Annotated in this window: 25 protein-coding genes; 9 read left to right on the forward strand and 16 right to left on the reverse strand. The window is 73.7% G+C overall.

Annotated features, from left to right (window positions below):
• Nucleotides 1-114: 114 nt before the first annotated feature.
• Nucleotides 115-390, forward strand: coding sequence for a hypothetical protein (locus ACIQ87_RS07460; RefSeq protein ID WP_402402937.1), 276 nt, complete (start codon nt 115-117; stop codon nt 388-390).
• Between the two features lie 174 nt (nt 391-564).
• Here ACIQ87_RS07460 and ACIQ87_RS07465 read toward each other — a convergent pair whose 3' ends face one another.
• Complete coding sequence (locus tag ACIQ87_RS07465; RefSeq protein ID WP_402402939.1) at nt 565-1,212, reverse strand: HNH endonuclease family protein; 648 nt, start codon at nt 1,210-1,212, stop codon at nt 565-567.
• A gap of 199 nt (nt 1,213-1,411) precedes the next feature.
• Entirely contained in the window at nt 1,412-2,668 is a 1,257-nt protein-coding gene (locus tag ACIQ87_RS07470; protein ID WP_402403361.1) for an amino acid permease, read from the reverse strand.
• Nucleotides 2,669-3,223: 555 nt separating this feature from the next.
• Between ACIQ87_RS07470 and ACIQ87_RS07475 the strand changes: the two genes are divergently transcribed.
• Entirely contained in the window at nt 3,224-3,439 is a 216-nt protein-coding gene (locus tag ACIQ87_RS07475) for a hypothetical protein (protein WP_402402941.1), read from the forward strand.
• Between the two features lie 167 nt (nt 3,440-3,606).
• On the opposite strand, the gene ACIQ87_RS07480 is transcribed toward ACIQ87_RS07475, so the two are convergent.
• Complete coding sequence (locus ACIQ87_RS07480; protein ID WP_402402943.1) at nt 3,607-4,557, reverse strand: deoxyribonuclease IV; 951 nt, start codon at nt 4,555-4,557, stop codon at nt 3,607-3,609.
• 198 nt (nt 4,558-4,755) lie between these two features.
• Here ACIQ87_RS07480 and ACIQ87_RS07485 point away from each other — a divergent pair, with 198 nt between their 5' ends.
• The 3 genes from ACIQ87_RS07485 (at nt 4,756) to ACIQ87_RS07495 (ending at nt 8,715) form a co-directional block, all read left to right on the forward strand.
• Nucleotides 4,756-6,102 carry a cytochrome P450 gene (locus tag ACIQ87_RS07485; protein WP_402402946.1) on the forward strand — a complete coding sequence of 449 codons (1,347 nt, stop codon included), beginning with the start codon at nt 4,756-4,758 and terminating at the stop codon, nt 6,100-6,102.
• 421 nt (nt 6,103-6,523) lie between these two features.
• Nucleotides 6,524-7,618: a nitrous oxide reductase family maturation protein NosD gene (locus ACIQ87_RS07490; protein ID WP_402402949.1), complete on the forward strand. Its 1,095-nt coding sequence runs from the start codon at nt 6,524-6,526 to the stop codon at nt 7,616-7,618.
• A 62-nt stretch (nt 7,619-7,680) separates the two neighbouring features.
• On the forward strand, nt 7,681-8,715 hold the full coding sequence (locus ACIQ87_RS07495) for a methyltransferase (protein WP_402402952.1): 1,035 nt from the start codon (nt 7,681-7,683) through the stop codon (nt 8,713-8,715).
• 117 nt (nt 8,716-8,832) lie between these two features.
• Here ACIQ87_RS07495 and ACIQ87_RS07500 read toward each other — a convergent pair whose 3' ends face one another.
• The 9 genes from ACIQ87_RS07500 to ACIQ87_RS07540 form a co-directional block, all read right to left on the reverse strand.
• On the reverse strand, nt 8,833-9,525 hold the full coding sequence (locus ACIQ87_RS07500) for a class F sortase (protein WP_402402955.1): 693 nt from the start codon (nt 9,523-9,525) through the stop codon (nt 8,833-8,835).
• A gap of 104 nt (nt 9,526-9,629) precedes the next feature.
• On the reverse strand, nt 9,630-10,094 hold the full coding sequence (locus ACIQ87_RS07505; protein ID WP_402402958.1) for a hypothetical protein: 465 nt from the start codon (nt 10,092-10,094) through the stop codon (nt 9,630-9,632).
• 292 nt (nt 10,095-10,386) lie between these two features.
• Nucleotides 10,387-10,707, reverse strand: a complete 321-nt coding sequence (locus ACIQ87_RS07510; RefSeq protein WP_097235013.1) for a TcmI family type II polyketide cyclase — start codon at nt 10,705-10,707, stop codon at nt 10,387-10,389.
• A gap of 5 nt (nt 10,708-10,712) precedes the next feature.
• Entirely contained in the window at nt 10,713-11,168 is a 456-nt protein-coding gene (locus tag ACIQ87_RS07515) for an SRPBCC family protein (RefSeq protein ID WP_402402960.1), read from the reverse strand.
• A gap of 1 nt (nt 11,169) precedes the next feature.
• Nucleotides 11,170-11,430, reverse strand: a complete 261-nt coding sequence (locus tag ACIQ87_RS07520) for a phosphopantetheine-binding protein (protein WP_402402963.1) — start codon at nt 11,428-11,430, stop codon at nt 11,170-11,172.
• A gap of 32 nt (nt 11,431-11,462) precedes the next feature.
• Complete coding sequence (locus ACIQ87_RS07525; RefSeq protein WP_402402966.1) at nt 11,463-12,701, reverse strand: ketosynthase chain-length factor; 1,239 nt, start codon at nt 12,699-12,701, stop codon at nt 11,463-11,465.
• A gap of 5 nt (nt 12,702-12,706) precedes the next feature.
• Nucleotides 12,707-13,963: a beta-ketoacyl-[acyl-carrier-protein] synthase family protein gene (locus ACIQ87_RS07530; RefSeq protein ID WP_402402968.1), complete on the reverse strand. Its 1,257-nt coding sequence runs from the start codon at nt 13,961-13,963 to the stop codon at nt 12,707-12,709.
• Nucleotides 13,960-14,385 carry a cupin domain-containing protein gene (locus ACIQ87_RS07535; protein WP_402402970.1) on the reverse strand — a complete coding sequence of 142 codons (426 nt, stop codon included), beginning with the start codon at nt 14,383-14,385 and terminating at the stop codon, nt 13,960-13,962. The genes ACIQ87_RS07530 and ACIQ87_RS07535 overlap by 4 nt, the downstream gene beginning before the upstream one ends.
• Nucleotides 14,386-14,413: 28 nt before the next feature.
• Nucleotides 14,414-15,589: a SchA/CurD-like domain-containing protein gene (locus ACIQ87_RS07540; RefSeq protein ID WP_402402973.1), complete on the reverse strand. Its 1,176-nt coding sequence runs from the start codon at nt 15,587-15,589 to the stop codon at nt 14,414-14,416.
• Between the two features lie 208 nt (nt 15,590-15,797).
• Here ACIQ87_RS07540 and ACIQ87_RS07545 point away from each other — a divergent pair, with 208 nt between their 5' ends.
• Entirely contained in the window at nt 15,798-17,519 is a 1,722-nt protein-coding gene (locus ACIQ87_RS07545; RefSeq protein WP_402402976.1) for an FAD-dependent oxidoreductase, read from the forward strand.
• 62 nt (nt 17,520-17,581) lie between these two features.
• Here ACIQ87_RS07545 and ACIQ87_RS07550 read toward each other — a convergent pair whose 3' ends face one another.
• Nucleotides 17,582-19,243 (reverse strand): APC family permease, encoded by a 1,662-nt coding sequence (locus ACIQ87_RS07550; protein ID WP_402402979.1) that lies wholly within the window; start codon nt 19,241-19,243, stop codon nt 17,582-17,584.
• A 268-nt stretch (nt 19,244-19,511) separates the two neighbouring features.
• A complete protein-coding gene (locus ACIQ87_RS07555; RefSeq protein ID WP_402402981.1) occupies nt 19,512-20,432 on the reverse strand; it encodes a serine/threonine dehydratase in 921 nt (306 codons plus the stop codon).
• Nucleotides 20,433-20,747: 315 nt separating this feature from the next.
• Between ACIQ87_RS07555 and ACIQ87_RS07560 the strand changes: the two genes are divergently transcribed.
• Together ACIQ87_RS07560 and ACIQ87_RS07565 are read left to right on the forward strand one after the other, a co-directional pair.
• Complete coding sequence (locus ACIQ87_RS07560; protein ID WP_402402984.1) at nt 20,748-21,638, forward strand: DMT family transporter; 891 nt, start codon at nt 20,748-20,750, stop codon at nt 21,636-21,638.
• An 81-nt stretch (nt 21,639-21,719) separates the two neighbouring features.
• Nucleotides 21,720-21,989 carry a hypothetical protein gene (locus tag ACIQ87_RS07565; protein WP_402402986.1) on the forward strand — a complete coding sequence of 90 codons (270 nt, stop codon included), beginning with the start codon at nt 21,720-21,722 and terminating at the stop codon, nt 21,987-21,989.
• Between the two features lie 69 nt (nt 21,990-22,058).
• On the opposite strand, the gene ACIQ87_RS07570 is transcribed toward ACIQ87_RS07565, so the two are convergent.
• Nucleotides 22,059-22,397, reverse strand: coding sequence for a hypothetical protein (locus tag ACIQ87_RS07570; RefSeq protein WP_402402989.1), 339 nt, complete (start codon nt 22,395-22,397; stop codon nt 22,059-22,061).
• Nucleotides 22,394-22,738 (reverse strand): SAV_915 family protein, encoded by a 345-nt coding sequence (locus ACIQ87_RS07575; protein WP_402402992.1) that lies wholly within the window; start codon nt 22,736-22,738, stop codon nt 22,394-22,396. The genes ACIQ87_RS07570 and ACIQ87_RS07575 overlap by 4 nt, the downstream gene beginning before the upstream one ends.
• A gap of 368 nt (nt 22,739-23,106) precedes the next feature.
• On the opposite strand from ACIQ87_RS07575, the gene ACIQ87_RS07580 reads away from it, so the two are divergent.
• The gene (locus ACIQ87_RS07580; RefSeq protein WP_402402994.1) at nt 23,107-25,329 is read left to right on the forward strand and encodes an NADP-dependent isocitrate dehydrogenase; all 2,223 of its coding nucleotides are present in this window, start codon (nt 23,107-23,109) and stop codon (nt 25,327-25,329) included.
• Nucleotides 25,330-25,345 lie beyond the last annotated feature (16 nt).

The following is a 25,345-nucleotide window of genomic DNA, read 5'->3' on the forward strand; positions in this document are numbered from 1 at the left end:
CGGGTGGACGGGGCAGGTGGACGGGGCGGGCCGCGGTCAGCTTCGTCCGGTGGCCAGCCCGGTGATGGTGGCGGTGAGGATGCGGGCGAGCCGGGGTTCGACCTCGATGACGGCGTGGGCCAGCCGGGGGTCGGCGCCATGAACCGGCGGATGCGGCAGGGCGGCGCCGGCGCGGCGGGTGACCCGGCGCGCGCCGCCGAGATCCTGGTGCGGGTGGCCAAGCGCCGCGACATCCCGCACCACCTGCCGCTCGGGGTCAACGCGGCCGAGGGCTCGATCGCCATGGACCGGCGGCTCCTGGCGGAGGACACCAGGTGGCGCGAGGTGGCCCGCTCGGCCGACTTCGCCGAGGCCTACCCGGTCGCCTTCCCGCCGGACTCGACCGACTGACCGACCCGGCGGTCGGCCGGCCCGAGGTCGGCTGCCCCGCGAACCGGTCGACCGGCCCGAGGCCGGCCACCCCCGAATCGACCGGTCGGCCCGGCGCGCACGGCACCGCGGCCCGATGCGCATGTCACGGCGGCCCGGCGCGGGGTGAGCGCCGGGCCGCCGTGGCTGCCGGGTTCAGCAGTTGTCGAGGATGCCGGTGAGCGCGGTCTTCTCGGCGCTGTCCACGCTCAGGCCGTAGTACTGCTTCACCTGCACCCAGGCACGGGCGTAGGTGCAGCGGTAGGAGGCCTGGGGGAGCCACTCGGCCGGGTCGCGGTCGCCCTTGGAGCGGTTGCTGCCGGCGGAGACCAGCAGCAGCTGGGGGCGGGTGACGTCGTTGGCGAAGGCCTGGCGCTGAGCGGTGCTCCAGGCCCAGGCGCCGGAGGCCCAGGCCTCGGAGAGCGGCACCAGGTGGTCGACGTCGAAGGAGGAGGCGTTGGTGGTGGTCGCGCCGTCGTACGGCGAGGACCAGTTGCCGCTGGTGGACTTGCAGGAGGTGTCGGTGGCGACGTTGCTGCCGTCCCGCTTGACGACCCACTCGCGGGTGTCGCAGGTGCCGCTGATGGTGATCCAGGTCGGGAACAGCGTGCGGTCGTAGGTGTTCCCGTGGGTCTCCGCGGTGGCGGGCATCGCGGCGAGATAGCCGCGGGCGGTGGCGGCGGAGACCGGGGTCGGCAGGGCTGCCTGGGCGGGGGTGCCGGCCGTGACCACGGTCACGGCGGCGAGGGCGGCGGCAGCCGGTATGACGGACAGGAACCGGCGCGCGGGTGCGGCGGGGGCCATGGCGGACGCTCCATCATCAGATCGGATGAACTGCTGAATTGCGTGCGCCAGTGTGGCGATCCCGTCACCTACGCGGGTAGACCGGGGAAGTGAAATCCTCGTGCATATTGGACGCGCACCGGACAAGTCCGGTGCGCGTCATGGTGGTTCCTATGGATGTGTCCGATTTTCCGGCCGCCGCCAAGGCTCGGCCGGGCGTTCAGTCGCGGCGGCGGCCCGCCATCCAGACGTAGACCAGGACGCCCGCGAACAGGAACAGGACGCCCTGGTAGACGGCGGCGTAGCCGGCTCCGGCGACGAGCCAGAGCGAGAAGCCGAAGGCGCCCAGGCCGAGGACGGCGTCCCGCACCAGCCGTCCGCGGTCGACCCGCTCGCCGGCCCCGCGCACCAGCCAGTACAGCTGGGCGGCGGTGGAGAGCAGGTACGGCACGGTGGCGGTGAAGGTGGTGACCAGCACCAGGATCTCGAAGGCGCCCTTCGCGCCGCTGGCGAAGTTGATCACGGTCAGCACCGAGGCCAGGGAGACGCCGACCACCACGCCGAAGGTCGGCACCCCGCGCCGCTCCTTGCCGAAGGCGGCGGGGAACAGGCCGTCCTTGGCGGCCGCGTACGGGGCCTGGGCGGAGAGCAGGGTCCAGCCGTTCAGGGCGCCGGCCATCGAGACCAGCGCGGCGATCGCGATCACCGTGCCGCCCCAGGTGCCGCCGAACATGGCGTCCACGGCGTCCGAGAACGGCGCGCTGGAGTGGACGAGTTGCTCGTGCGCGACGGTGCCGAACACCGCGACCGTGCCGAGCAGGTACACCACCGCCGCACCGGTGGTGCCGAGCACGCTGGCCCGGCCGACGTTGCGCTCCGGGTCACGGACCTGGCCGGCGCTCATCGCGGCCGACTCCACGCCCAGGTAGCTGAAGAGCAGGATCGCCGCGGCGGCGGACATGCCGCCCGCCCAGCCGTGGCCGGTGGCGTCGAAGGGGCCGAGGTTCTTCGGGTCGAAGAAGAACAGGCCGCCGATCGAGACCAGCACCAGCGGGATGAACTTCAGCACGGTGGAGACGAGTTGGACCGCCCCGACGTAACGGGTGCCGGCCAGGTTGGCCAGCGCGGGCAGCCACTGGAAGGCCAGCGCGGCGGTGATCTCCAGCGGGATGGAGTGGTGGAGCGGCAGCAGCACGTCCAGGTACCCGACGGCGGCCACGGCCAGCGCGGCGTTGCTGACCCAGGTGGTGATCCAGTACGACCAGGCGGACAGGAAGCCGGCGAAGTCCCCGAAGGCCTCGCGGGCGTAGACGTACGGCCCGCCGGTGCGCGGACTGCGGCGGGCCAGCTGCCCGAAGACCAGCGCCAGCGCGATCGCGCCGACGGTGAGCACCGCGAAGGCGAGCAGGCTGACCGTCCCGAACGGGGCCACGGCGGCCGGGATCATGAAGATGCCGCCACCGATGATGTTGCCCATCACCAGGGCGGTGGCGGTCGTCAGCCCGAAGCGGCGGCTGTTCTTCGGGGGCGTCGGGCCCGGGGGCGCGGAGCCGACCGGGCCCGGGGTCTCCGGAGCGCTCGGTCGGGCCGCCTGCGGGGGTGCGGCGGGACTGGTCTGCATGAGGGTGGTGCGCCTTTCGTGGTCCTGCTCGCTCCGGTGGAGCGCCATGGAGCGACTTTTCATGCTCGGATGAGGTCGGACCATGTACCAAATCGACGGGATTTGTTCGGTTCACCCGGTCTGTCACCGCAAGACTTGCGGTCGCGGGGTGCCCGGACGGGCACTCGTCCGGCGCCCTCCGGCAGGCTGTTCGACCGGATTCACGGATGTACGCCCGGATTCGCCCGGCCGGGGGAGTTGCCTCACCCGAATGCCTCAGCCCGGTTGCGGCGCGCGCCCTGAGGTGCGGGTTCGTGTGCAACCGTGGGCCCGGCGCCTCCCCGGTGGGGCGTCGCCCGGCCCGTCGGGCGGCCGGTCCGGCCGGTCGGGGGCACGGGTCCGAGGACCAGAGACGAACCAAAAGGACATCAGATGTCGCTTCGTGGGAAGATCCGCAAGCTCGCCGTGATCGTTGCCGTGGCCGGTGCCGTCGTGGCGGTCCCGACCTCGGCCATGGCGGGGGGCGTCGCTCCGACGCAGTCGGAGGGGCAGAGCCTGGAGTCCGGCACCGCGGGCGTCGGCCTGTTCGGCCCGCACGCCACCTGGTTCAACTTCGCCGAGCACGGCGAGAGCGACTGCGCCTGCTGATCTCCGCAGCCCCCCGAGCCCGGAGGCCGTCCGTCGGCCCCCGGGCTCACGGCTGTCCGGCCCCGTCGGCCCCGGCCCCGCCGGGCGCTCGGCCCCGTCGGCCCCGGCCCCGTCGGCCCCGGCCTCGCGGCCTCCGCCGGCCCGCTGCCGCCGCCCGGCCGGCGGTCTCAGACGCGGACCGCCGCCCGGTCCCGCAGCTCCTTCAGCACCGCGATGTCCATCGCGTGCCCGGTGCCGTCCCCGCCGTGCTTGCGGTCCGGGGTCTCCACCACCAGCGGGACCCCGGCCGTCTCCGGGTGCTCGAACAGCTCGCGGAACGGCTCGGCGCCGATCATCCCGGCCCCGATGTTGGCGTGCCGGTCCTTGCGGGCGCCGACGACGTCCTCGGAGTCGTTGGCGTGGATCAGCCGCAGTCGGCCCGGCCCGGCCGCGGCGGCCAGGGCGTCCAGCGCGGCCGTCACCCCGCCCGGCTCCGCCAGGTCGTGCCCGGCGGCGAAGGCGTGGCAGGTGTCCAGGCAAACTCCCACCTTCGGGTGGTGGTCCAGCGCCTCCACGTACTCGGCCAGCTCCTCCAGCCGCGAGCAGAGCGAGCTGCCCTGGCCCGCCGTCGGCTCCAGCAGCAGCCAGGGCGCGTCCTCGCCGAGCCCGTCCAGCTCCTCCAGCAGCGGCCGGACGTCCGCCCGGACCTGTGCCATCGCCTCGGCCCGGCGCGAGCCGCCGCCGGGCGCGGTGCCGACCGCCGAGCCGGTGTGCAGGACGACGCCGAGCGCGCCGATGGCGTGGCCGCGGCGCAGCGAGTGCCGCAGGGAGTCGGCCGAGCGCTCCCGGGTGGCCGGGTTGTCCGAGCCGAAGTTGATCAGGTAGGGGGCGTGCACCCAGGCCGGGACGCCCTGTTCGGCGCAGGTGGTGCGGAACTCCTCGTCCTGGGCCGGGTTGCCCGGGGGAGTGGCCCAGCCGCGCGGGTTGGCCACGAACACCTGCACCGTCTCCGCGCCGACCCGGTCCGCGTACGCCAGGCCGGTGCCCGCCAGCCCGCGACCGGCCACCGGGACGTGGGCGCCGATCGGGTTGCGGAGGGCGGCGACGGAGGGTACGGGCGGCACGGGCACGGTGGTCATGGCCCCGAGCATGTCACGCGCCCGGACGCGGTCGTCGGGTGGGCCAGGTCAGGGGCCCGGCGGCCGGGCTCCCGGCGACCGGAGAAACGATCCGCTGTCCCCGATCGAGTGAATCCGGCCTGGAAACCGGGAACCGCGTCTCCCGGCTCCGTCACGATCCGTGACCAGATGGACCTCACGACTCCTGAGGAGGCAGCCGTGACCACCGCCGAGCCGGCCGAGACCGTCGACCTGCGTGCCGACCACCTGATCCGCGACCCCTTCGCCGCCTTCGCCGACCTGCGCGAGCGCGCCCCGCTGGCCCGCGCCACCATCCCCGGCGTGGAGCCGTTCTGGATCGCCGTCCGCTACCAGGACGTCCGCACCGTGCTGTCCGACCCGCGCTTCGTCAACGACGTGAACGCCGTCGACGGCCTCGCCCCCGACGACCTGCTGCCCGACAGGCCCGCCCCCGACGGCCTGCTGCCCGACGCCGCCGTCGCACCCGTCCGCGCGCACCGCACCGAACAGGTCTGGCGCGCCCGCGGCATGCCGCCCGAGTGCGCGCAGTACCTGCGCGCCGGAGTCTTCGGTGCCGACGGCGCCCGGCACCGCCGGATGCGCGGCCTGGTGCACCCCGCCTTCACGGCCGGCGCCGTGGAGCGGCTGCGGCCCGGGATCGAACGGCTCGCCGAGGAGTACGCGCGGGCGCTGCCCGAGCACGCCGGCCCGGACGGCGTGGTCGACCTGGTCGCGCACTTCGCCTACCCGCTGCCCGTCACGGTGATCTGCGAGCTGCTCGGCATCCCCGAGGCGGACCGCCCGCAGTGGCGCCGCTGGAGCTCCTACCTCGGCCGGGGCGCCGGGCCCGGACTGGACGAGGCGCTGCGCGCCATGGTGGCCGCCGCCCGCGAGCTGGTCGAGCGCTGCCGGGCCGAGCCGGCCGACGGCCTGGTCTCCCGGCTGGCCGCCGCCGAGGGCGACACCCTCGCCCCGGTGGAGACCGTGTCGCTGATCCTCAACCTGATCGTGGCCGGCCACGAGACCACCGCCACCCTGATCGGCAACGGTACGGCCGCGCTGCTCGCCCACCCGGAACAGCTGGAGCTGGTCCGGGCCGACCCGGGCCTGCTGCCCGCCGCCGTCGACGAGCTGATGCGCTGGTGCGGCCCGACGATCGGCGGGGTGCCGCGCTACGCGACGCAGGACCTCACCCTGGCGGGCACCCTGGTGCGCAAGGGCGAGGCGGTGATGCCGATCCTGGCGGGGGCCAACCACGACCCGCGGGCCTATGCCGAGCCGGAGCGCCTGGACGTCTGCCGGGCGGGCACGCCGGACCGCGCCGGGCACCACGAGGCGCACCTGGGTTTCGGCCACGGCACCCACCGCTGCCTGGGCGCGGTGCTGGCGCACCAGGAGGCGGTGGTCGCCTTCGGCACGCTGCTGCGGACGTACCCGGAGCTGGCGCTCGCCGTCGGGCCGGACGCCGTCGAGCGCGGACCGAACCCGGCCGCCTGGCACCTCGCCGCGCTGCCCGTCCGCCTCGGGCCGCGGGCCGCGACCTGACACACGCGACATTCCCGACGCGCCCCACCGCTTCCCGCCACACGCGACACACCCGACGCGCCCCACCGCTTCCCGCGGTCGGGCGCGTCGCCACATCCGCCCCCACCCAAGGCCCACCCGACGCCCACTCAAGGCGCCTCCCGTCACCCACCCTCCGTCGCACGCCACGCCCGAGGCGCCCGCCCGCGCGCCACGCCGGGCCGTCCCACCTCCGGTCGACGCCCCGTCAGCCCCGCAGCCCACCCTGGTGGCGGGCCCACCCGGCCGCCCATACCGTCGACACGGCCGCACCCACCGGTCGTCCCCGCCCGCGCACAGCGCGTCAGCCCACACCGCCGGACCGTGCGGGAGACCACGACACACCCGCACGAACACCGCGCGCGCCGAAAGAAACGCGCCGACAGAAACCAGGTCACCACTCATGCCCACGCGACGGGTCCACCACCTCGCCGCGGCCACCGCCGCCGCCACCGCACTGACCACCGTCCTCACCACCGCCCTCGCCACCTTGGCCGCCGCCCCCACGGCCCACGCCGACAGCGGATTCCCGATGCACTTCGTCCGCCCCGGAGAATCGATTCAGCAGGCCGTCGACGCCGCCCGCCCCGGCGACACCGTCAAGGTGCTCCCCGGCACCTTCCACGGCAGCGTCCGCATCACCACCCCCGGCCTCACCCTGCTCGGCTCCGGCGCCGACACCGTGATCACCCCCGGGGACGGCACCGAGAACGCCTGCGCCACCGCCGGGCACGGCATCTGCGTGGTCGGCACCGAGGAGCAGCCGCTGTCCGACGTCACCATCGACAGCCTCGCCGTCACCGGCTTCCGCAAGAACGGCATCGACGCCAGCGGCACCACCGGTCTGACCGTCAGCCGCACCTACGTCCACGACAACGCCCAGCAGGGCATCAGCCAGGAGATGTCCACCCGGGCCGCCATCCGCGACAACCGCTCGACGGACAACGGCCAGTCCGGCGTCTTCCTCGCCAACTACGCCTACCGCGAGGGCGGCTCGCCCGACACCGGCGGCACCGTGGTCGAGGGCAACGAGCTGACCGGCAACCGGGTCGGCGTCACCGTCCGCCGGCTGCGCGGGCTGGCCGTCCAGGACAACGGGATCAGCGGCAACTGCGCCGGCGTCTTCGTGGTCGGCGACGAGGGTGTGCCCCGCGCCGGCGACCTCGACATCCGGCGTAACACGGTCGTCGCCAACAACAAGTTCTGCCCGGCCAACCCGCGCCTGGGCGCCATCCAGGGCGCCGGCATCGTGCTCACCGGCACCGAGGACGTCCGGGTGACCGACAACGAGGTCCGCGACAACACGGGCACCTCGGACTTCTCCGGCGGCATCGTCCTCTTCAGGAGCGTCGTCGGCGTCTCCAACGCCCGCGCCGTGATCACCGGCAACACCCTGAGCGGGAACGGCCCGGCCGACCTCGCCGACCGCGACTCCGGTGCGGACAACACCTTCGCCCACAACACCTGTGAGCGCTCCGAGCCGACCGGCCGCTGCTGAGCCCCGGCACCCCCTCGCCGCCCGCCGCCCAGGAACTCCCAAGGACCCGAGGAAACCCAGCCATGACCACCGCACCCGCCCACACCACCACCCAGGCCGCGATGCGCCTGCGCGAGCTCGTCTTCGGTGCCGCCTGCGCCGCGGCCGTCCGCGCGGCCGCCCGGCTCGGTGTCGCCGACGTGCTCGGCGACACCCCGACCAGCGTCACCGACCTCGGCGTCGCCCTCGACACCGAGCCCCGCCAGCTGCGCCGTCTGATGCGCGCGCTCGCCTGCTACGGCATCTTCGCGGAGAGCGGCGACGACCGCTTCGAGCACACCGAGATGTCCCGGCTGCTGCGCGAGGACGCCCCCAACTCGCTGCGCTACATCTCCCTCTGGTGCACCGAGCCGTGGACGTGGGAGGCCTGGCCGAAGCTGGACGAGGCGGTCCGCTCCGGCCGCAACGTCTTCCCCGACCTGTTCGGCAAGGAGTTCTTCGAGTACCTGCACAGCGACGCGGGCGACTCGGCGAAGGTCTTCGACAAGGCGATGACCACCTCCAGCCGGCAGTCCGCCGAGGACTTCGCCGAGTACCTGGACCTCACCGGCATCGACTCGGTGGCGGACATCGGCGGCGGCCAGGGCCACGTGCTGGCCAGCCTGCTGGAGAGGCACCCGGCGCTGCACGGCACCCTGCTCGACCTGCCCAAGGTGGTGGCGGGCGCCGATCCCCGGCTCCAGGACGGCGGCGCCTTCTCCGCCCGGGCCCGGCTGGTCCCCGGCGACTGCCGGGTGGAGATCCCGGTCCGCGCCGACCTCTACATCATCAAGAACATCCTGGAGTGGGACGACGACAGCACCCGCCGCACCCTCTCCAACGTGGTGAAGGCGGCCGCCTCCGGTGCCCGCGTCGTGGTCGTGGAGAACCTGGTCGACAACAGCCCGTCGATGCGCTTCACCACCGCCATGGACCTGATGCTGATGCTCAACGTGGGCGGTGCCAAGCACTCCGAGGAGAGCATGGTCGGGCTGATGGCCGAGGCCGGACTGACGGTCACCGGGGTCTGCCCGGTCAACCCCTACCTGCACGCCTTCGAGGCCGTCGTGAACGGCTGAACCGCCGCCCCGGCCCGTACGCCCCCACGCGCGTACGACCACACGACCGCCGGCCCCCTGCCCCCTGGGATTCCAGGGGGCAGGGGGCCGGCGGTCGTGCCCGCGCGGCCGGCCGGGTCACCCCGGGTGCGAGGACTCCAGGTGGGCGAAGACCACGACGTTGTCCAGGTAGTCCCGCTTCTTCTTGTCGTACATGCCGCCGCAGGTGATCAGCCGGAGCTGGGCGTCGGGGGTCTTGCCGTACACCTTGGCGTCGGGGAAGGCGTTCTTGGCGAAGGTCTCCACGGAGTCCACCGAGAACACCGCGACCGTCCCGTCCGCGCGGCTCACCTCGATCTTGTTGCCCGGCAGCAGGAAGCTCAGCAGCAGGAACACCGCCGGGCCCTTGGAGGTGTCCACGTGCCCGGCGACGACCGCGCTGCCGCGCTCGCCCGGGCTGGCGCCGTCCCGGTACCAGCCGACCAGGTTCTTGTCGTTCGGCGGCGGCGCGTCCAGCTGGCCGGCCGGGTTGAGGGCCAGTTCGGTGAAGGGCGCGTCCACGGCGATCTGCGGGATCCGCAGTCGGGTCGGCTTGGCGCGGTTGAGCGCCGGGGCCTGCGACGCCGGGGCCGGGGCCGGGGCCGGGGAAGCGGCTCCGGAAGCCCCGGGGACGGCCGGCGCGCCGAGCGCCGGGGGAGCGGGCCGGCCGTCCTGCGCGCCGACGTTCGACCTGGTGTCCACCGAGTTGTAGATCAGCAGCAGTCCGACCGCCGCCGCGCCCATTCCCGCGCGCAGCAGCCGGGGCATTCCAGAGGCGGGAGCGCCCGTCATTCCTGTTCTCCGATCGACCGGTTCCGCAACGGCCCGCCGCCCCCGGCGCGCCCCGCCGCGTGCGGGCCGGGCGCCCGGAGGCGGCGGAAGCAGGCTGCCGGGGGTCAGGCGACCGCGCCGGAGGAACGGCGGCGGCGCAGGGCGAACGCGCCCGCCCCGAGCCCGCCGAGCAGCAGCATCGCGCCGGAGGCGAGCCCACCACCGGACAGCGCCAGGCCGCCGCCACCGGTGTGCACGCCGCCGTGCGGGCTCTTGTGGTCCTCGTCCCTGCGATCGTCGGAACCCTTGTGCTCCTCGCCCCTGCGATCGTCGGAACCCTTGTGCTCCTCGCCCCTGCGATCGTCGGAACCCTTGTGCTCCTCGGAGCCACCGCCCTTCCTGTCGTCGTTGCCCTTGGAGTTGTCGGAGCTTCGCTCGTTGTCGGAGGCCCTCTCGGACTTGTCCTGCTTCTCCTGCCAGGTGAGGTTCTTGCCCTGCTCGGCGGCTCCGTCGGCGAACGCGATGGGGGTGCCGACGGTGAGCGCGGCGGCGACGGCCGCCCCGGCGAGCAGCGTGCGTGCAGAACGCATGAGGATGATCCTTCCGGCGCGCAGGCCGCGACTGTCCGACACGGTGTCGGACAAGGGGACTCGCGGTGGGTGCGCCTGATCCACCGTCATCCACCGTGCGGCCGCCTGCCACCGGAGCGTGGCAGCGCCGGTGCGCAGCGTGCGCCCTTCGGGTGGAGTCCCGGGAGTGTTCACCCGGTTGGCCGGTCGATCCGGGTGAATCCGCCCGGCCGCCGGACGCGCGTGGGCCCGCCCCCGGCACACGGCCGGGGGCGGGCCCATCAGGGAGCCGCGGATCAGCGGGGGCGCGGGGTCAGCGGTCCCAGCGGTAGAACTCCCGCGCCATCGCGTCCTTGGGTTCCCGCCAGGTGGCGGGGTCGTACGCCTGCACGAAGGCGGTCAGGCGGTCGCTGACGGTCCGGAACTCCGGGTGCCCGACGACCTTGGCGACGGCCGGGCCCGGCGGGCGGTCGGCCTCGATCAGGTGCAGGTAGACGTCGCCGAACTGGAAGAGGCTGCGGCCGGTGACGCCGATCAGGTGCGGCAGCTCGCCCTGGTCGGACTCGGCGAACACCTCGGCGATGTCCGGCGCGGCCTCGGGCTTCATCCGGGCGACGATCAGCGCCCGGTGCACGCCGGTCACAGCTCCGCCGCCCGCTTCTCGACCTTTTCCCGGATCAGCTGCATCTGGATCTTGGAGTTGCGGTTGATGTGGCCGGTCATGCCCTCGTCGTCGACGGGGGCGGTCGGCTTCATCGCGAAGTCCTGGATCCAGCGCATCCTGGTGCCGGCCGGCACCTCCGCGTACTCCCAGCGGATCTCCATGAACTCGAACGGTCCGGGCTCGACCCGGCGGGCGCGCACCGAGAGCGCGTCCCGGTCGGTCTCCCGCTCGGAGACCCAGCTCCACACCTGGCCGTTCTCGTCCGGGTGCATGGTGAGCCGGAACCGGACCCGGGCGCCCTGCCGGTCCAGCACCTCCACCGAGGCGTACTCGCTGAACAGCTGCGGCCAGTTCTCCAGGTCGTTGGTCATCTCCCAGACCAGGTCGAGCGGAGCGGCGATGACGATCTCGTTGTCGGTGTGTCCGGGCATCTCAGGCACCAGCCTTCGCGGCGAGGGAGGAGTTGACCAGCTCCAGGAACTCGGCCGGGGTCTTGGCCGACTCGGCGCCCGACGTGACCTTGAGGCCATGCCGGTTCTCCAGATCGCCGACGACGCCGAGCAGGCCGAGCGAGTCGATGCCGAACGTGTCGAACTCCGCGCCCGGCTGCGCCAGGTCGCCCGGGTCGACGGTGACGCCGGCCCGGGCCTGGAGCAGCTCGGCGAGTTCCGGATAGCTGAGGGTGTTGCTCACGGGGTGTCCCTTCGAAGGTGTGACGGAGTGGTTCAGGGCCGCGCGCGCCGGAGCACCAGCGCGGAGTTGGAGCCCATCAGCCCGCGGCTGAGCACCAGCGCGGTGTTCAGTTCGGCCGGGCGGGCGCGGCCGGTCACCAGGGCGAGGTCGTGGCAGACCTCGGTGACGTTGGGGGTGGGCGGCAGCACGCCGTCCTCCATGGCCAGCACGGCGGCGGTCACGTCGAGCATCGGCGCGCCGCAGTAGGCGCGCCCCGTACCGGCCTTGGGCGCGGTGACCGGGACCTGTTCGGCGGCCGGGCCGAGCGCGTCGACCAGTGCCAGAGCCTCGGCCCGGTCGGCGGCGGGCAGCCCCAGGGCGTCCGCGAAGACCACGTCGATCTCCTCGGGCGCGATGCGGGCGTCGTCCAGCGCGATCCGGATGGCGGCCGCCAGTCCCTCCCGGGACTCCGTCCAGCGGGAGGCCCCGGTGAAGGTGGCGCCGTGGCCGGCCAGTTGCGCCCGGACGCGGGCGCCGCGCAGGCGGGCCGACTGCTCGTCCTCCAGCAGCAGCATCGCGCCGCCCTCGGCGGGGGAGAAGCCGCAGGCCTGCGCGGTGAACGGCAGGTACGCCCGATCGGCCCGCTCGGCCAGGCTGAGCTCGGGGTAGCCGAGCTGGCAGACCATCGAGTACGGCGCCAGCGGGGCCTCGGCGGCGCCGACCACCACCGCGTCGGTGCCGCGTTCGATCGCGCGGGCGGCGTGCGCGACGGCGTCCAGTCCGCCGGCCTCGTCGCTGGCGACGACCCCGCAGGGGCCCTTGTAGCCGCCGCGGATCGAGATCTGCCCGGTGCTGGCCGCGTAGAACCAGGCGATGGACTGGTACGGTCCGACGAACTTCGGCCCCTGGCCCCAGAGTTGCTGGAGCTCGCGCTGGCCGAACTCGCCGCCGCCGGAGCCGGCGGCGGTCACCACACCGACGGCGAAGGGCTGTTCCGGGTCGGGCCGGAACCCGGCGTCCGACACCGCCAGGTCGGCGGCGGCCATCGCGTAGTGCGTGAAGCGGTCGGTCTGCACCAGGAAGCGGTTGTCGATCGCCGACTGCGGATCGAACCCGTTCACCTGGCCCGCGATCCGCAGCGGCAGATCGGTGCAACCCTCGCGGGATATCCGGTCCAGGACGCTCACGCCCTGCCTGGTGGCCTTCCAGAAGGCGTCGGCCCCGACGCCGTTCGGCGCCACCACGCCGAGGCCGGTGACCACCGCCCGGCGGCCCTTTTGACGTGACGTCATGGAACTCACCCCGTTCTGTTGAGCACGACGGCGGACTGGAATCCGCCGAATCCGCTGCCGACCGAGAGGATGTGGCTCAGCGGCAGCTCACGCGCGGTGCGCGGCACGTAGTCGAGGTCGCACTCCGGGTCCGGAGTCTCGTAGTTGGCGGTCGGCGGCACGACGCCGTGGGCGAGCGCCAGGGTGCAGGCGACCACCTCGATGGCACCGATCGCGCCGAGCGAGTGCCCGACCATCGACTTGATCGAGCTCATCGGGGTCCCGAAGGCGTGCCCGCCCAGTGAGCGTTTGACCGCGGCGGTCTCGTGCCGGTCGTTCTGCTTGGTGCCCGAGCCGTGCGCGTTGACGTAGTCCACCTCGGTGCGGTCCACCCGGGCGTGGGCGAGCGCGTGGTCGATCGCCCGGGACATCTCCAGCCCCTCCTTGGTGAGGCCGGTCATGTGGTAGGCGTTGCCGAAGGTGGCGAAGCCGCCGATCTCGCCGTAGATCCGGGCGCCGCGGCGGCGGGCGTGTTCCAGCTCCTCCAGGACCAGGACGGCGCCGCCCTCGCCGAGCACGAAGCCGTCCCGGTCGGCGTCGAAGGGGCGGGAGGCGTGCTGCGGGTCGTCGTTGCGCTCGCTGGTGGCCTTGATGGCGTCGAAGCAGGCGACGGTGATCGGCGAGATCGGGGAGTCGGAGGCGCCGGCGACGCAGATGTCGGCGCGACCCTCCTCGACCGTCTGGAAGCCGTAGCCGATCGCGTCCAGCCCGGAGGTGCAGCCGGTGGAGACGGTCTGCACCGGGCCGTGCGCGCCGGTCCGCTCGGCCACCGCGGAGGCCAGCGTGCTGGGCGCGAAGGCCCGGTGCAGCTGCGGCTCGGCCTGCCGGTGGTCCACGTCCCAGCGGGCGCCGGACGCGCTCACCAGGGCGTAGTCGTGCTCCAGCCGGGTGGTGCCGCCGACGGCGGTGCCGAGCGAGACGGCGATCCGCCACGGGTTTTCGGCGGCCAGGTCCAGGCCGGCGTCGGCGATCGCCTCGTCGGCCGCGACCATCGCGAACTGCACGTAGCGGTCGGCCCGTTGGACGTCCTCCGGGCCCAGCCCGTGGGCCGCCGGGTCGAAGTCGACCTCGGCGGCGATCCGGGAGCGGAACCCGGTGGGGTCGAAGAGCGTGATGCCCCGGGTCGCGGTGCGGCCGGCCGTCAGGAGGTCCCAGAACGCCGGGACGCCGACCCCGCCGGGTGCGACCACGCCGATCCCGGTGACGGCGACGCGCCGGGTCACGAGACCACCTTGGCGTGTTCCGGCGGGCCGGACGCCGCGGTCCCCTCGGTGCTCACGTGGCCGAGATCGGGGCGTGGGGCGAGCGGGCCGAGGTGGAAGACCATCCGGGCCTCGGTGTCGCCGACGTTGCGGAAGCGGTGGCGCATGTTGATCGGGATCATCAGGCCCTGGTCCGGCTTGAGCGGGTGGGGCTTCCCGTCGAGGTCCACCTCCAGCTCGCCGCAGACGACGAACACGAACTCCTCGGAGTACGGGTGGTAGTGCTCGCCGATCCGCTCGCCGGGCCTGACGATCGCCAGGCCCATGAAGCCGCTGGTGGCGCCACAGGTGGTCGGGGTGAGCATGGTGCGCAGTTCGGCGCCGTGACGGCGGTTTTCCGGTGCCTCGTGGACGCTGACGATCCGTGGGGACTGCGTGGTCATGGAGATCTCCCGTGAAGGTGTCGGAGCGTCAGTTGTTGATCGGGTCGGGGGAGGTGCGGTCGGTGACCGGGTTCATGGCGCGGGCGGCGAGGAACGCGCCGAGTCCGGCCACGGTGCGCAGGTCGCCCTGCGGGCCGAGGTCGAGCAGCCCGGCGAGCACGGCGGCCTGCTCGTCGTCGGCGACACCGAGGGCGGCCGCCGGGTCGGCCTCGGCCGGCACCCGCAGGTCGACCAGGCGCACCACCACGTCCTCGCGGTGGAAGACGGTGGCCGCCGCGACCGGCCCGGTCGGGTCGGCGGTGGCCAGGTTGTCGTGCTCGGCCAGCAGCTCGGCCACGGCTCGCCCGCGGCCCGGGCGGACGGGGTAGAGCACGGCGTGCCGGTGCAGCCGCGCGGAGGCGGGGGAGCTGGCGATCGCCTGGTGCCGGGCGGGCAGCGCGGCCCTGGCGAAGAACGCCCGGGCGGCCTGCGGGTCGCCCAGCTGGCGGGCCTCCTCCAGGTGCGGGTTGAGCGCCTCCTCGACGGCCCGTACCTCGGGCTGCATCGCCACGTGGCGCAGCGCGTCGCCGAGGTTGCCGATCACCTCGACGGCGCGCACGACCCGGTTGCCGAGCATGAACAGCGAGGTGCGGCGCAGCCGGGTGTGCTGGTCCACCTCGGCCCGGGGGGAGGAGTAGCCGGAGAGGATGCGGGCCACCTCGGGCTCGCTGCCGGGCTTGACGGTGAACGTCAGCGCGTGGCGGACGATGCCGTCCGGGCCCGGTTCGGCCTTGGGCGGGCCGACGTGCCCGGCGTGCGTGGTGGGCGGCAGCCCGGGCGGCACCTCCATCGGGGCCCGGGTGCCGGTCGTGCCGGCCGCCGAGGTCTCGCGCAGCACGGCGTAGCGCAGCGAGCGGAAGTTGTCGCTGACGCAGCCGTGCATCGGCTTGACCATCTCCCGGTGGGCCGGGCTGTCCACCCACTCCAGGAAGGTCTCCTGGTCCTTCCACTCGCTGGTGATCAGCCACTGGCGCGGGTCGTTGATCGACTGGCACAGCTGGTCGCTGACGTGGCCGGGGACCGAGGCCACCTGGTGGCGCAGCTGCTCGTACACGTCGAGGAAGCGCTGTTGGGCGCCGTCCTGGATCTCCAGCATCAGCACCACCCGCAGCCGGGTGTCGGCCTCGTCCTGCTGCTTCGGCTGGGGTTCTGACAGAGTCGTCATGATCCACTTTCTGCTCTGGGCCGCACGCTGCGGGCCGTGTCGGTCGGGTCCGGCGGGTGCTCCCCGGCCTGGGAGTGCGGTGCGACGGCGGTTCGGCCGGGCGCGTCGGCGCCAGGCCTGAGGTCGATCGTGGGCGGCGCACCGGGCGCGGCGCGAGATTTGCGGGCCATCCGGGCGAAGGGGCGCCACGGGCCCGCTCCGGCGGGGGATGGAAGAGCGGGGCCCCCGGCTGAGCGGGCCCGTCGTGGGCGGCGCCGAGCCCAACCGCCGGGCCGCGGAATCCCCTGACAGGGCGGAGCAATTGATGAATCCGAAGGTTGACGACCGGGTGCCGGTCCTGATCGTGGGCGGCTCGCTGGTGGGGCTGTCCGCCTCACTCTTCCTCGGCCGGCTCGGGGTTGGACACCTGCTGGTCGAGAAGCACGCCGACACCTCGCACCATCCGCGGGGGCGCGGCAACAACATCCGCACCATGGAGCTGTACCGGGTGGCCGGGATCGAGCCGGCGATCCGCGAGGCGGCCTCGGTCCTCGCCCCCAACCACGGCATCCTCCAGGCGCCGTCGCTGACCGGCGCCGAGCAGGAGTGGCTGTTCCGGGAGATCGACCCGGGCGGCCGGCTGGCCCGGTTCAGCCCCAGCTCCTGGTGCCTGTGCAGCCAGAACGACCTGGAGCCGGTGCTGCGGCGCGCGGCCCGCGAGCTCGGTGGCGACCTGCGGTTCAGCACCGAGCTGGTCTCCTTCGAGCAGGACGCGGACGGCGTCACCTCGGTGCTGCGCAGCCGGGAGAGCGGCGAGGAGCGGGTGGTGCGCTCGGAGTTCCTGATCGCCGCGGACGGCCCGCGCAGCCCGGTCCGGGAGCGGCTGGGCATCGGCCAGTCCGGCAAGGGCGAGCTGTTCCACAACGTCAGCATCACCTTCCGGGCCAAACGGCTGGCCGAGGTGGTCGGCGACCGGCACTTCATCGCCTGCTACCTGACCAACCCGGAGGCGGACGGCGCGCTGCTGCCGGTGGACAACCAGGAGGAGTGGGTCTTCCACGCGCCCTGGCACCCCGAGCACGGCGAGCCGCTGGAGGCCTTCACCGACGAGCGCTGCGAGCGGCACATCCGTACCGCCGTCGGGCTGCCGGAGCTGGACGTCGAGGTCACCGGCCGGGCGCCCTGGCACGCCGCCGAGCGGGTGGCGGACCGGTACGGCGCCGGGCGGGTCTTCCTCGCCGGGGACTCCGCCCACGAGATGTCCCCGACCGGCGCGTTCGGTTCCAACACCGGGATCCAGGACGCCCACAACCTGGCCTGGAAGATCGCCGCCGTGCTGTGCGGCTGGGCCGGGCCGCGGCTGTTGGAGTCGTACGGGCAGGAGCGCCGCCCGGTCGCCCGGGTGACGGGTGAGCGGGCGTCGGCCCGCTCCGCCGAGCACAGCCACCCGGGCTACGCGGTGGTGCCGGGCGCCGGCCGGCAGGCCGGGGTGCTGGCGGTGGCGCTGGGCTACCGGTACCCGGTGGGCGCGGTGGTCGGCGCGGACCGGGGCGGCCCGGTCGTCCCCGAGCAGTTCGAGTCGGCGGGCGAGCCGGGCAGCCGGGCTCCGCACCAGTGGCTGCTGCGGGCGGGGGTGCGGCTGTCCACGCTGGACCTGTACGAGCAGGCGATGGTGCTGCTGACCGGCCCGGAGGGTGGCGCGTGGCAGGCGGGCGCCCGGCGCGCGGCCGACCGGCTGGCCGTCCCGCTGGACGGCTTCCGGATCGGCTCCGGCGCCGAGGACGACCTGGCGCCGGAGCCCGGCTCGGACTTCGCCGCGCTGCACGGCATCGGCCCCCGGGGTGCGGTGCTGGTCCGCCCGGACGGCTTCGTCGCCTGGCGCTCGACCGGCCCGGCGCAGGACGCGGAGGCCGAGTTCACCACGGTGCTGCGGACGGTTCTCGGCCTCTGAGGACGGGACGAGGAAGGGCCCGCCGGTCGCACGGCGGGCCCTTCCGTCTGTTCCGGGGTCGGTCAGTGGCCGCCCTCGTCGACCACCTCGACGTCGGCGATCTCCTGCTCGATCGCCTCGGTCGGCAGCGCCACCCGGATCGCCCAGTAGTAGATGACCAGCGAGAACACCGCCACCAGGGCCATGTCGCCCCACATCGGGATCCGGCCGGTGCCGTCCCCGAAGCCGCCCTGCCAGGAGATCAGGCCGAGGCCCACCAGGTACGGGGGCAGCCACTGGGCGGACTTCCAGCTCAGCCGGGGCGCGTTCGGCAGGCCCTTCCTGATCGCGTACGCGGCGTAGCTGCCGAGCAGGAGGTAGCCGAGCACGATCGCGATGCCCAGGCGGGAGAGGGTGTGCCAGCCGGACCAGTAGATGATCAGGCTGGAGACCACGAACGCGGCGGGGGAGATCAGCCCGCCCGCCGGCAGCCGGTAGGGGCGCTCGTGCCCGGGCAGGCGCCGGCGCATCGCGCCGAAGGCCAGCGGGGCGCCGGCGTACATCAGCACGCTGGCGGAGGTGATGAAGCCGACCAGCTCCTGCCAGCTCGGGAACGGCAGGAAGCAGATCACGCCGGTGACGAAGGCGATCACCAGGCCGAACCACGGCACGCCGTTCTTGTCGAGCTCCTCGAACCGCTGCGGGGCGTAGCCGTTGCGGCTCAGGCCGTAGGAGATGCGGGAGGTCGAGGTGGTGTAGATCAGGCCGCTGCCGCCGGGGGAGATCACGGCGTCGGCGTACAGCACCCAGGCCAGCCAGCCGAGGCCGACCAGGGTGGCGAGGCCCGCGAACGGGCCGTCGATGCCGGGGAAGTCGAGCTTGTCCCAGCCGTTGGCGAAGGTGCTGACCGGCAGGGCGCCGATGAAGACGACCTGGAGCAGGGTGTAGATCAGGCTGCCGATGGCGACGGATCCGAGCACGGCGCGGGGGATGTCGCGCTTGGGGTTGCGGCTCTCGCCGGCGAGCTGGATGGCCTGCTCGAAGCCGAGCAGGGCGAAGATGATGCCGCTGGTGCTGATCGCCGCGAGCACGCCCTTGGCGCCGAACGGCGCGAAGCCGTGCGAGGTGAAGTTGGAGCCGTGGAAGTTGGTCACGGCCAGCACGAAGATGGTCAGCAGCGGGACGAAGATCTTCAGCCAGGTGGCGATGTTGTTGGTGCGGGCCAGCACGCGCACGCCGAGGAAGTTCACCGCGACGAACACCGCCATCAGCACGGTGGCGACGACGAAGCCGCTGACGGTGAGGGTGTTGTCGTCGTTGAGCAGGTCGGCCGCCCAGGGCCAGTGCCGGGCGTAGCCGATCATCGCCTCGACCTCGATCGGCGCGACGGTGGCCGCCTGGAGCCAGGAGAACCAGCCGAAGGACATGCCGGCCAGGCCGCCGAAGGCGTAGTGCGGGTAGCGCGCGGTGCCGCCCGAGACCGGGAACATGCTGCCGAGCTCGGCGTGGACGAGCGCGAGCAGCACGATCGCGACCGTGCCGATGACCCAGGACAGGACGGCGGCCGGGCCCGCCGCCATGACGCCCTCCTTCGCGCCGAAGAGCCAGCCGGAGCCGATGATCGAGCCGACCGAGGCCCACATGAGGCCGACGAGCCCGACGTGGCGGCGCAGCGACCGGTGGGTGGTCCCGGAATCGGAGCCGGTGCCCTGATCGGGCGGTGAGATCTGGTTGAGGGAAGCCATGAACGATCTCTCTGTGGGTGGGGGCCCCGAGGTGGGCGGAGCGATGAGAGTTGCCACACACTAGGGCTTTTCAGCTGCCCCTGCACAGATTTCATTACTGAATGTTTACATTCTTTTCTGGACGTCCTTGCAGGTAGGGGGCGTGATTGCCGCCGATCTGTTACGTATTCGATCGACCCAGTCGGAATTCCGGCCGATCGGCGTGGGGCGGCATGATAGACGGTCCGTTCGGTGATGGGAATAGTGGGCTCCGTATAGCGGTCCGGTGCTAATCCACCAGATCGGACGGGTCCGTGTTGGCGCCGCACAGCAGTACGGCGACACGCTCGCCCTCGGCCCGGTCCAGGGCGGCGAGCGCGGTGGCGGCCGCGTACTCGACGGCGATCCGGCGGTCCTCCCAGAGCTGCCGGCGGACGCGCACGATGGCCTCGTCGTCGACCAGCACCGAGCGGACGCCCTCGTGCGCGGCGGCCGCCACGGCGAGGGCGGTGGCGCGGCGGGCCCCGAGCGCGTCCTGGGCTACGGAGTCCACCGGGACGTCCACCGGGCGGCCGGCCGCCAGGGCGGCGTGGAGGGCGCGGCTGCCCGTCGGCTCCACGGCGAGCACCCGGACGCCGTGCTCGCGGGCCGCCACCGCCACCCCGGCGAACAGCCCGCCGCCGCCGACCGACACCACCACGGTGTCCAGCCCGGGCACCGCCGCGCGCAGCTCCGGCAGGACCGTCCCGGCGCCGGCGGCGATCAGCGGATGGTCGTACGCGTGCGAGGACAGCGCCCCGCTGCCCGCCGCGAACTCCTCGCAGGCGGCCAGCGCCTCCGCGTACTCCCGGCCCGCCAGACGCACCTCGGCGCCGTACGAGCGCAGCCGCGCCAGCTTCACCGCGGAGGCCGTCTCGGGCAGGAACACCGTTGCCCGGACGCCGAGTTCGCGGGCCGCCCAGGCACAGGCCAGTCCGGCGTTGCCGCCCGAGGCGATGGTCACCCCGGTGTCCGGGAGGGTGCCCGCCTCGGCGTGCGCGAGCAGGAAGTTCTGCGCGCCGCGCGCCTTGAAGCTGCCGGTGTGCTGGAGGAACTCCAGGGCCAGCCAGGTCCGCCCGCCGTCGTCCCCCGGCGCCACCGCCACCGGGCGCACCCGCCCGGCGATCCGCTTCCCGGCGGCCTCGACCTCGTCGTACGTCAGCTGGTCCATCGTGTTCCGCTCCTTCGTCGAGGGGTGCGTTCCGGCCGGGAGGCCCACCGGCAGCCCCCGCGGGGGTTCCGGCGGGAGTACCGGCCAGGGCGACGGTACGTCCCGTTCACGGGCGGCGGAAAGATCGCGGACAAGGGGACCGGGCGGCGCGTAGGCTGACCTCGTGCGTCTTGTGATCCTCGCCCCGCCGGCCCGCTAGCGGGCGGCCCACTCCACCCACTCCGGCCCGACGGGACCAGCCCGCAGCCGGGGCGATGACTGCCGCCCGCGTACCCCGCGGACCCGAACCGGCAACTCATCGTGGAGTACCGACGCATGACCTCGTACGCCGCCGTGCCCTTCCGGCACGGCCTCCTGTCCATCTCCGCCGCCGCCGTCGCCTGGGGCGTGGGCGGCGCCGTCTCCGCACTGCTGATGCGCACCGGCGGGCTCGGCCCGGCGGGCGTCTCCTGCTGGCGCTTCGGCGTCGCCGCGCTCTGCCTGGCCCTGCTGCCGAGCCGTGAACCGCGCGGTGAGCGCGGCGGCGAGCGCGGCACCGCCCGGTGGCGCGCCGCCGGGCTGACCGGGCTCGGCCTGGCGGTCAGCCAGTGTGCCTACTTCGGCTCGGTGCGGTACGCCGGGCTCGGGCTGGGCACCCTGATCACCATCGGCGCCGGCCCGGTGTTCACCAGCCTCGGGGCCCACCTGCTGCTCGGCGAGCGGCTGACCCGTCGCGCCGCGGCCGCGGTGGCCCTGGCCCTGGCCGGTCTCGCCCTGCTGGTCGCCGCCCCGGCGGCGGGCCCGCGCCCGGCGCTCGGCGTCGCGCTGGCCGTCCTCGGGGGCGCCGGCCAGAGCGGCCTCACCCTCTGGGCCCGCGGCGGCGGCTCGGCCCGGGCCGGCACCGGCGCCTTCACCACCGGCCTGCTCTGCCTGCTGCCGCTCGCGGCCGTCCAGGGCGCCCAGGGCGTCCTGCCGACGGGCGGGGACCCGGTGGTGACCGCGGTGGCGCTGCTCTTCCTCGGTACGGTCCCCACCCTGTTCGCCTACCGCTGGTACTTCACCGGCCTCACCGCCGTGCCCAGCACCACGGCCGCGGTGCTGGTCCTGCTGGAGCCCGCGACCGCGGCGGTGATCGGCGTGCTGTTCCTCGGGGAGCCGCTGACGGCGGGCCTGCTGGCGGGCTCGGCGCTGCTGCTCGCGGCCATCGCGGCGCTGGCGCGGCGGTAGACCGGCGGGCGGTGGGTGGCGGCCACCCGGGCGGGCGTCCTGTGGTCGCCGGGGGCCGGGTGGCGTGCTGTCGTGGTCCGCATGAACAGCTCACTCCCGGCCCGGTCGGCCGCCGCGACCGCCTCCGTCCTCCTGCTCGCCGCCGTCGCCGGGGCCGCCGCCGGGGCCGTGCTCGCCGCCGGTCCGGCGGCGGCGAGCGGGCGCCGGGACGTCACCGCCGACCAGTGCCGGAGCGCGGGCGGGCACGTCGAGGGCAGCGGCTACTGCGTCGACGCGGCCGGCGACGACGCCTGGGGCCAGCCCATCGACGGCCAGGCGATCAACCCGGATCCGCGCCCCGGGGAGGAGTGAGCGCGGCCGGGCGCCCCGCCCCCGGGCAGGGGAGCGGGGCGCCCGGGCCACGGCCCGTACCGGTGTCGGTCACGGCACCGGGCGCAGGGTGACCGGGGCGGGGGTGAGGGAGCGCAGGACGAGGTCGATGTGCACCCTGGCGGCGCCCGCGCGGTGCAGGGCGGCGGCGATCGCCCGTAACTCCTCGGGGCCGGTACAGGCGAGGCGCAGCTCGAGGTCGGCCTCGCCGGCCAGGGCCAGGCCGCTCTGGACGGCCGGGAACTGCGCCGCGAGGCGGTCGAAGTCGAGCGGGACCGGTCCGTGGCTGATCCGGGCGATCGCGTGCAGCGCCCGGGCCGGCTGGGCCCGCCCCGGTCCGGGCCGGCCCTGGGCCGGATCGTCCGGGACGAGCTGGAGCGGGGCGGTCACCGGTGCTGGAACCGGACGGCCGAGACCGAGGCCGGGGCGACGGGGGCGGTGCCGGGCGGGGCCGTCAGGGACGGCGCGGCGGACGGTGCGGACACGGAGGGGGCGACCAGCCGGGGGTCCAGCACCAGGGTGTCGATCCCGAGCGGGGCGGTGAGCTCGCGGAGGGCGGGCTCGGCGAGCTCGGTGTGGGCCTGGCCGGGCCCGAGGAGGGCGGTGAGGGCCTCGGGGCTGGAGAATCCGACCGCGCAGCGGCGGCCGTCGCGCAGGCGGAACAGGCGGAGTGCGGTGGTGCTTCCGGTGCCGGAGGTGGTGACCGGAACGTGCCAGACGACGCGGGCCATGCGGATGCTCCCGAGTGGGGTGGTGGTGCCTGCCGGAACTACTGCCTCGACGCTAGGGCGGGCCGGCCCGGGGATCCCCGGTCCTGACGCGCCGTTGACCGAATGGGGTCGTGCGTTGACGCACTCCTGACGCCCGGCTCACCCGACTGGACTAAACCACTTCCCTGGCCCTCCGCTTGCCAGGCGTCCCGACCCGGACCACCGTGGAGTTCGGCCCCCGTCGCATCCCCCGGTGACGCCCCCGATCACAGCCCCCGTCACGCCCTCCGCCGGACCGGTGTGCGCCGGAAGACGGGGGGAGGTGGAGTCGGAGGCCTGTGACGAGATATCTTGACGTCAAGACGTTGGAGACGTGAAGCGGAGTACCGATGACTGACTCGACCATCATCTATACGCACACCGACGAGGCTCCGGCCCTGGCGACCTACTCGTTCCTGCCGGTGGTCCAGGCCTACGCCTCGACCGCGGGTGTGCGGGTGGAGACCCGTGACATCTCCCTGGCCGGGCGGATCATCGCGAGCTTCCCGGAGCGTCTGACCGAGGCGCAGCGGATCGGCGACGCGCTGGCCGAGCTGGGTGAGCTGGCCAAGACCCCGGGTGCCAACATCATCAAGCTGCCGAACATCTCGGCCTCGGTGCCGCAGCTCAAGGCCGCCATCGCCGAGCTCCAGGCCCAGGGCTACGCCCTGCCGGACTACCCGGACGACCCGCAGACCGACGAGGACGAGGACGTCCGCGCCCGCTACGACAAGATCAAGGGCAGCGCCGTCAACCCGGTCCTGCGCGAGGGCAACTCGGACCGCCGCGCCCCGCAGTCGGTCAAGAACTACGCCAAGACCCACCCGCACCGCATGGGTGCCTGGACGGCCGACTCCAAGACCAACGTCGCCACCATGGACGAGAACGACTTCCGGTCCACCGAGAAGTCCGCCGTGATCGCCGCCGACGGTGCGCTGCGCATCGAGCTGCTCGGCGAGGACGGCACCACCACCGTGCTGCGCGACAAGGTGTCGGTGCTGGCCGGCGAGGTCGTCGACGCCTCGGTGATGCGGGTCGCCGCCCTGAACGAGTTCCTGGCCGCGCAGGTCGCCCGTGCCAAGGCCGAGGGCGTGCTGTTCTCGGTGCACCTCAAGGCCACCATGATGAAGGTCTCCGACCCGATCATCTTCGGCCACGTGGTCCGCGCCTTCTTCCCGAAGACCTTCGCCAAGTACGGCGAGGTGCTGGTCGCCGCCGGTCTGAACCCGAACAACGGCCTCGGCGGCATCCTGGCCGGCCTCGACAACGTGCCGCACCTGGGCGCCGAGATCAAGGCCTCCTTCGAGGCCGAGCTGGCCGAGGGCCCGACCCTGGCCATGGTCGACTCCGACAAGGGCATCACCAACCTGCACGTGCCGAGCGACGTCATCGTCGACGCCTCGATGCCGGCCATGATCCGCACCTCCGGCCACATGTGGGGCCCGGACGGCAAGGAGGCCGACACCCTGGCCGTGCTGCCGGACAGCAGCTACTCCGGCGTGTACCAGGCCGTCATCGACGACTGCCGCGCCCACGGCGCCCTGGACCCGGCGACCATCGGCTCGGTACCGAACGTCGGCCTGATGGCCCAGAAGGCCGAGGAGTACGGCTCGCACGACAAGACCTTCGAGATCGCCGCCGCGGGCACCGTCCGCCTGGTCGACACCGAGGGCAACGTGGTGCTGGAGCAGGCCGTCCAGCCGGGCGACATCTTCCGCGCCTGCCAGACCAAGGACCTGCCGATCCAGGACTGGGTCAAGCTGGCCGTCACCCGTGCCCGCGCCACCGGCGTCCCGGCGGTGTTCTGGCTGGACGAGACCCGCGCCCACGACGCGGTGCTGATCGAGAAGGTCAAGCAGTACCTGCCGGAGCACGACACCACCGGCCTGCAGATCGAGATCAAGTCCCCGGTCGAGGCCACCAAGTTCTCGCTGGAGCGCATCCGCCGCGGCGAGGACACCATCTCGGTGACCGGCAACGTGCTGCGTGACTACCTGACCGACCTGTTCCCGATCCTGGAGCTGGGCACCAGCGCCAAGATGCTGTCGGTCGTCCCGCTGATGGCGGGCGGCGGCCTGTTCGAGACCGGCGCCGGCGGCTCCGCCCCGAAGCACGTCCAGCAGCTGGTCAAGGAGAACTACCTGCGCTGGGACAGCCTGGGCGAGTTCTTCGCGCTGGCCGCCAGCTTCGAGCACCTGGCGAGCACCACGGACAACGCCCGCGCCCAGGTGCTGGCCGACACCCTGGACCGCGCGACCGGCACCTTCCTCAACGAGGACAAGTCGCCGAGCCGCCGCCTCGGTGGCATCGACAACCGCGGCAGCCACTTCTACCTGGCCATGTACTGGGCCCAGGAGCTGGCCAAGCAGACCGCCGACGCCGAGCTGGCCCAGGCCTTCGCCGGCCTGGCCGCCACGCTGACCGAGCAGGAGTCGGCCATCGTGGACGAGCTGATCGCGGTCCAGGGCTCGCCGGTCGACCTCGGCGGCTACTACCAGCCGGACGCGGCCAAGGCCGCCGCCGTGATGCGCCCGTCGAAGACCTTCAACGAGGCGCTCGCCAACCTCGGCTGATTCCGGTCGAGTCGAG

This window comes from Kitasatospora sp. NPDC096204 (assembly GCF_044763205.1).
Classification (GTDB): domain Bacteria; phylum Actinomycetota; class Actinomycetes; order Streptomycetales; family Streptomycetaceae; genus Kitasatospora.

What these genes read in the sequence shown, in the direction of transcription:
- ACIQ87_RS07465 (WP_402402939.1), bottom strand. Translation starts at nt 1,212, where the DNA reads ATGGCCCCCGCCGCACCCGCGCGCCGGTTCCTGTCCGTCATACCGGCT.
- ACIQ87_RS07470 (WP_402403361.1), bottom strand. Translation starts at nt 2,668, where the DNA reads ATGGGCAACATCATCGGTGGCGGCATCTTCATGATCCCGGCCGCCGTG.
- ACIQ87_RS07475 (WP_402402941.1), top strand. Translation starts at nt 3,224, where the DNA reads ATGTCGCTTCGTGGGAAGATCCGCAAGCTCGCCGTGATCGTTGCCGTG.
- ACIQ87_RS07480 (WP_402402943.1), bottom strand. Translation starts at nt 4,557, where the DNA reads ATGACCACCGTGCCCGTGCCGCCCGTACCCTCCGTCGCCGCCCTCCGC.
- ACIQ87_RS07490 (WP_402402949.1), top strand. Translation starts at nt 6,524, where the DNA reads ATGCCCACGCGACGGGTCCACCACCTCGCCGCGGCCACCGCCGCCGCC.
- ACIQ87_RS07495 (WP_402402952.1), top strand. Translation starts at nt 7,681, where the DNA reads ATGACCACCGCACCCGCCCACACCACCACCCAGGCCGCGATGCGCCTG.
- ACIQ87_RS07500 (WP_402402955.1), bottom strand. Translation starts at nt 9,525, where the DNA reads ATGACGGGCGCTCCCGCCTCTGGAATGCCCCGGCTGCTGCGCGCGGGA.
- ACIQ87_RS07505 (WP_402402958.1), bottom strand. Translation starts at nt 10,094, where the DNA reads ATGCGTTCTGCACGCACGCTGCTCGCCGGGGCGGCCGTCGCCGCCGCG.
- ACIQ87_RS07515 (WP_402402960.1), bottom strand. Translation starts at nt 11,168, where the DNA reads ATGCCCGGACACACCGACAACGAGATCGTCATCGCCGCTCCGCTCGAC.
- ACIQ87_RS07525 (WP_402402966.1), bottom strand. Translation starts at nt 12,701, where the DNA reads ATGACGTCACGTCAAAAGGGCCGCCGGGCGGTGGTCACCGGCCTCGGC.
- ACIQ87_RS07535 (WP_402402970.1), bottom strand. Translation starts at nt 14,385, where the DNA reads ATGACCACGCAGTCCCCACGGATCGTCAGCGTCCACGAGGCACCGGAA.
- ACIQ87_RS07540 (WP_402402973.1), bottom strand. Translation starts at nt 15,589, where the DNA reads ATGACGACTCTGTCAGAACCCCAGCCGAAGCAGCAGGACGAGGCCGAC.
- ACIQ87_RS07545 (WP_402402976.1), top strand. Translation starts at nt 15,798, where the DNA reads ATGGAAGAGCGGGGCCCCCGGCTGAGCGGGCCCGTCGTGGGCGGCGCC.
- ACIQ87_RS07550 (WP_402402979.1), bottom strand. Translation starts at nt 19,243, where the DNA reads ATGGCTTCCCTCAACCAGATCTCACCGCCCGATCAGGGCACCGGCTCC.
- ACIQ87_RS07555 (WP_402402981.1), bottom strand. Translation starts at nt 20,432, where the DNA reads ATGGACCAGCTGACGTACGACGAGGTCGAGGCCGCCGGGAAGCGGATC.
- ACIQ87_RS07560 (WP_402402984.1), top strand. Translation starts at nt 20,748, where the DNA reads ATGACCTCGTACGCCGCCGTGCCCTTCCGGCACGGCCTCCTGTCCATC.
- ACIQ87_RS07565 (WP_402402986.1), top strand. Translation starts at nt 21,720, where the DNA reads ATGAACAGCTCACTCCCGGCCCGGTCGGCCGCCGCGACCGCCTCCGTC.
- ACIQ87_RS07575 (WP_402402992.1), bottom strand. Translation starts at nt 22,738, where the DNA reads ATGGCCCGCGTCGTCTGGCACGTTCCGGTCACCACCTCCGGCACCGGA.
- ACIQ87_RS07580 (WP_402402994.1), top strand. Translation starts at nt 23,107, where the DNA reads ATGACTGACTCGACCATCATCTATACGCACACCGACGAGGCTCCGGCC.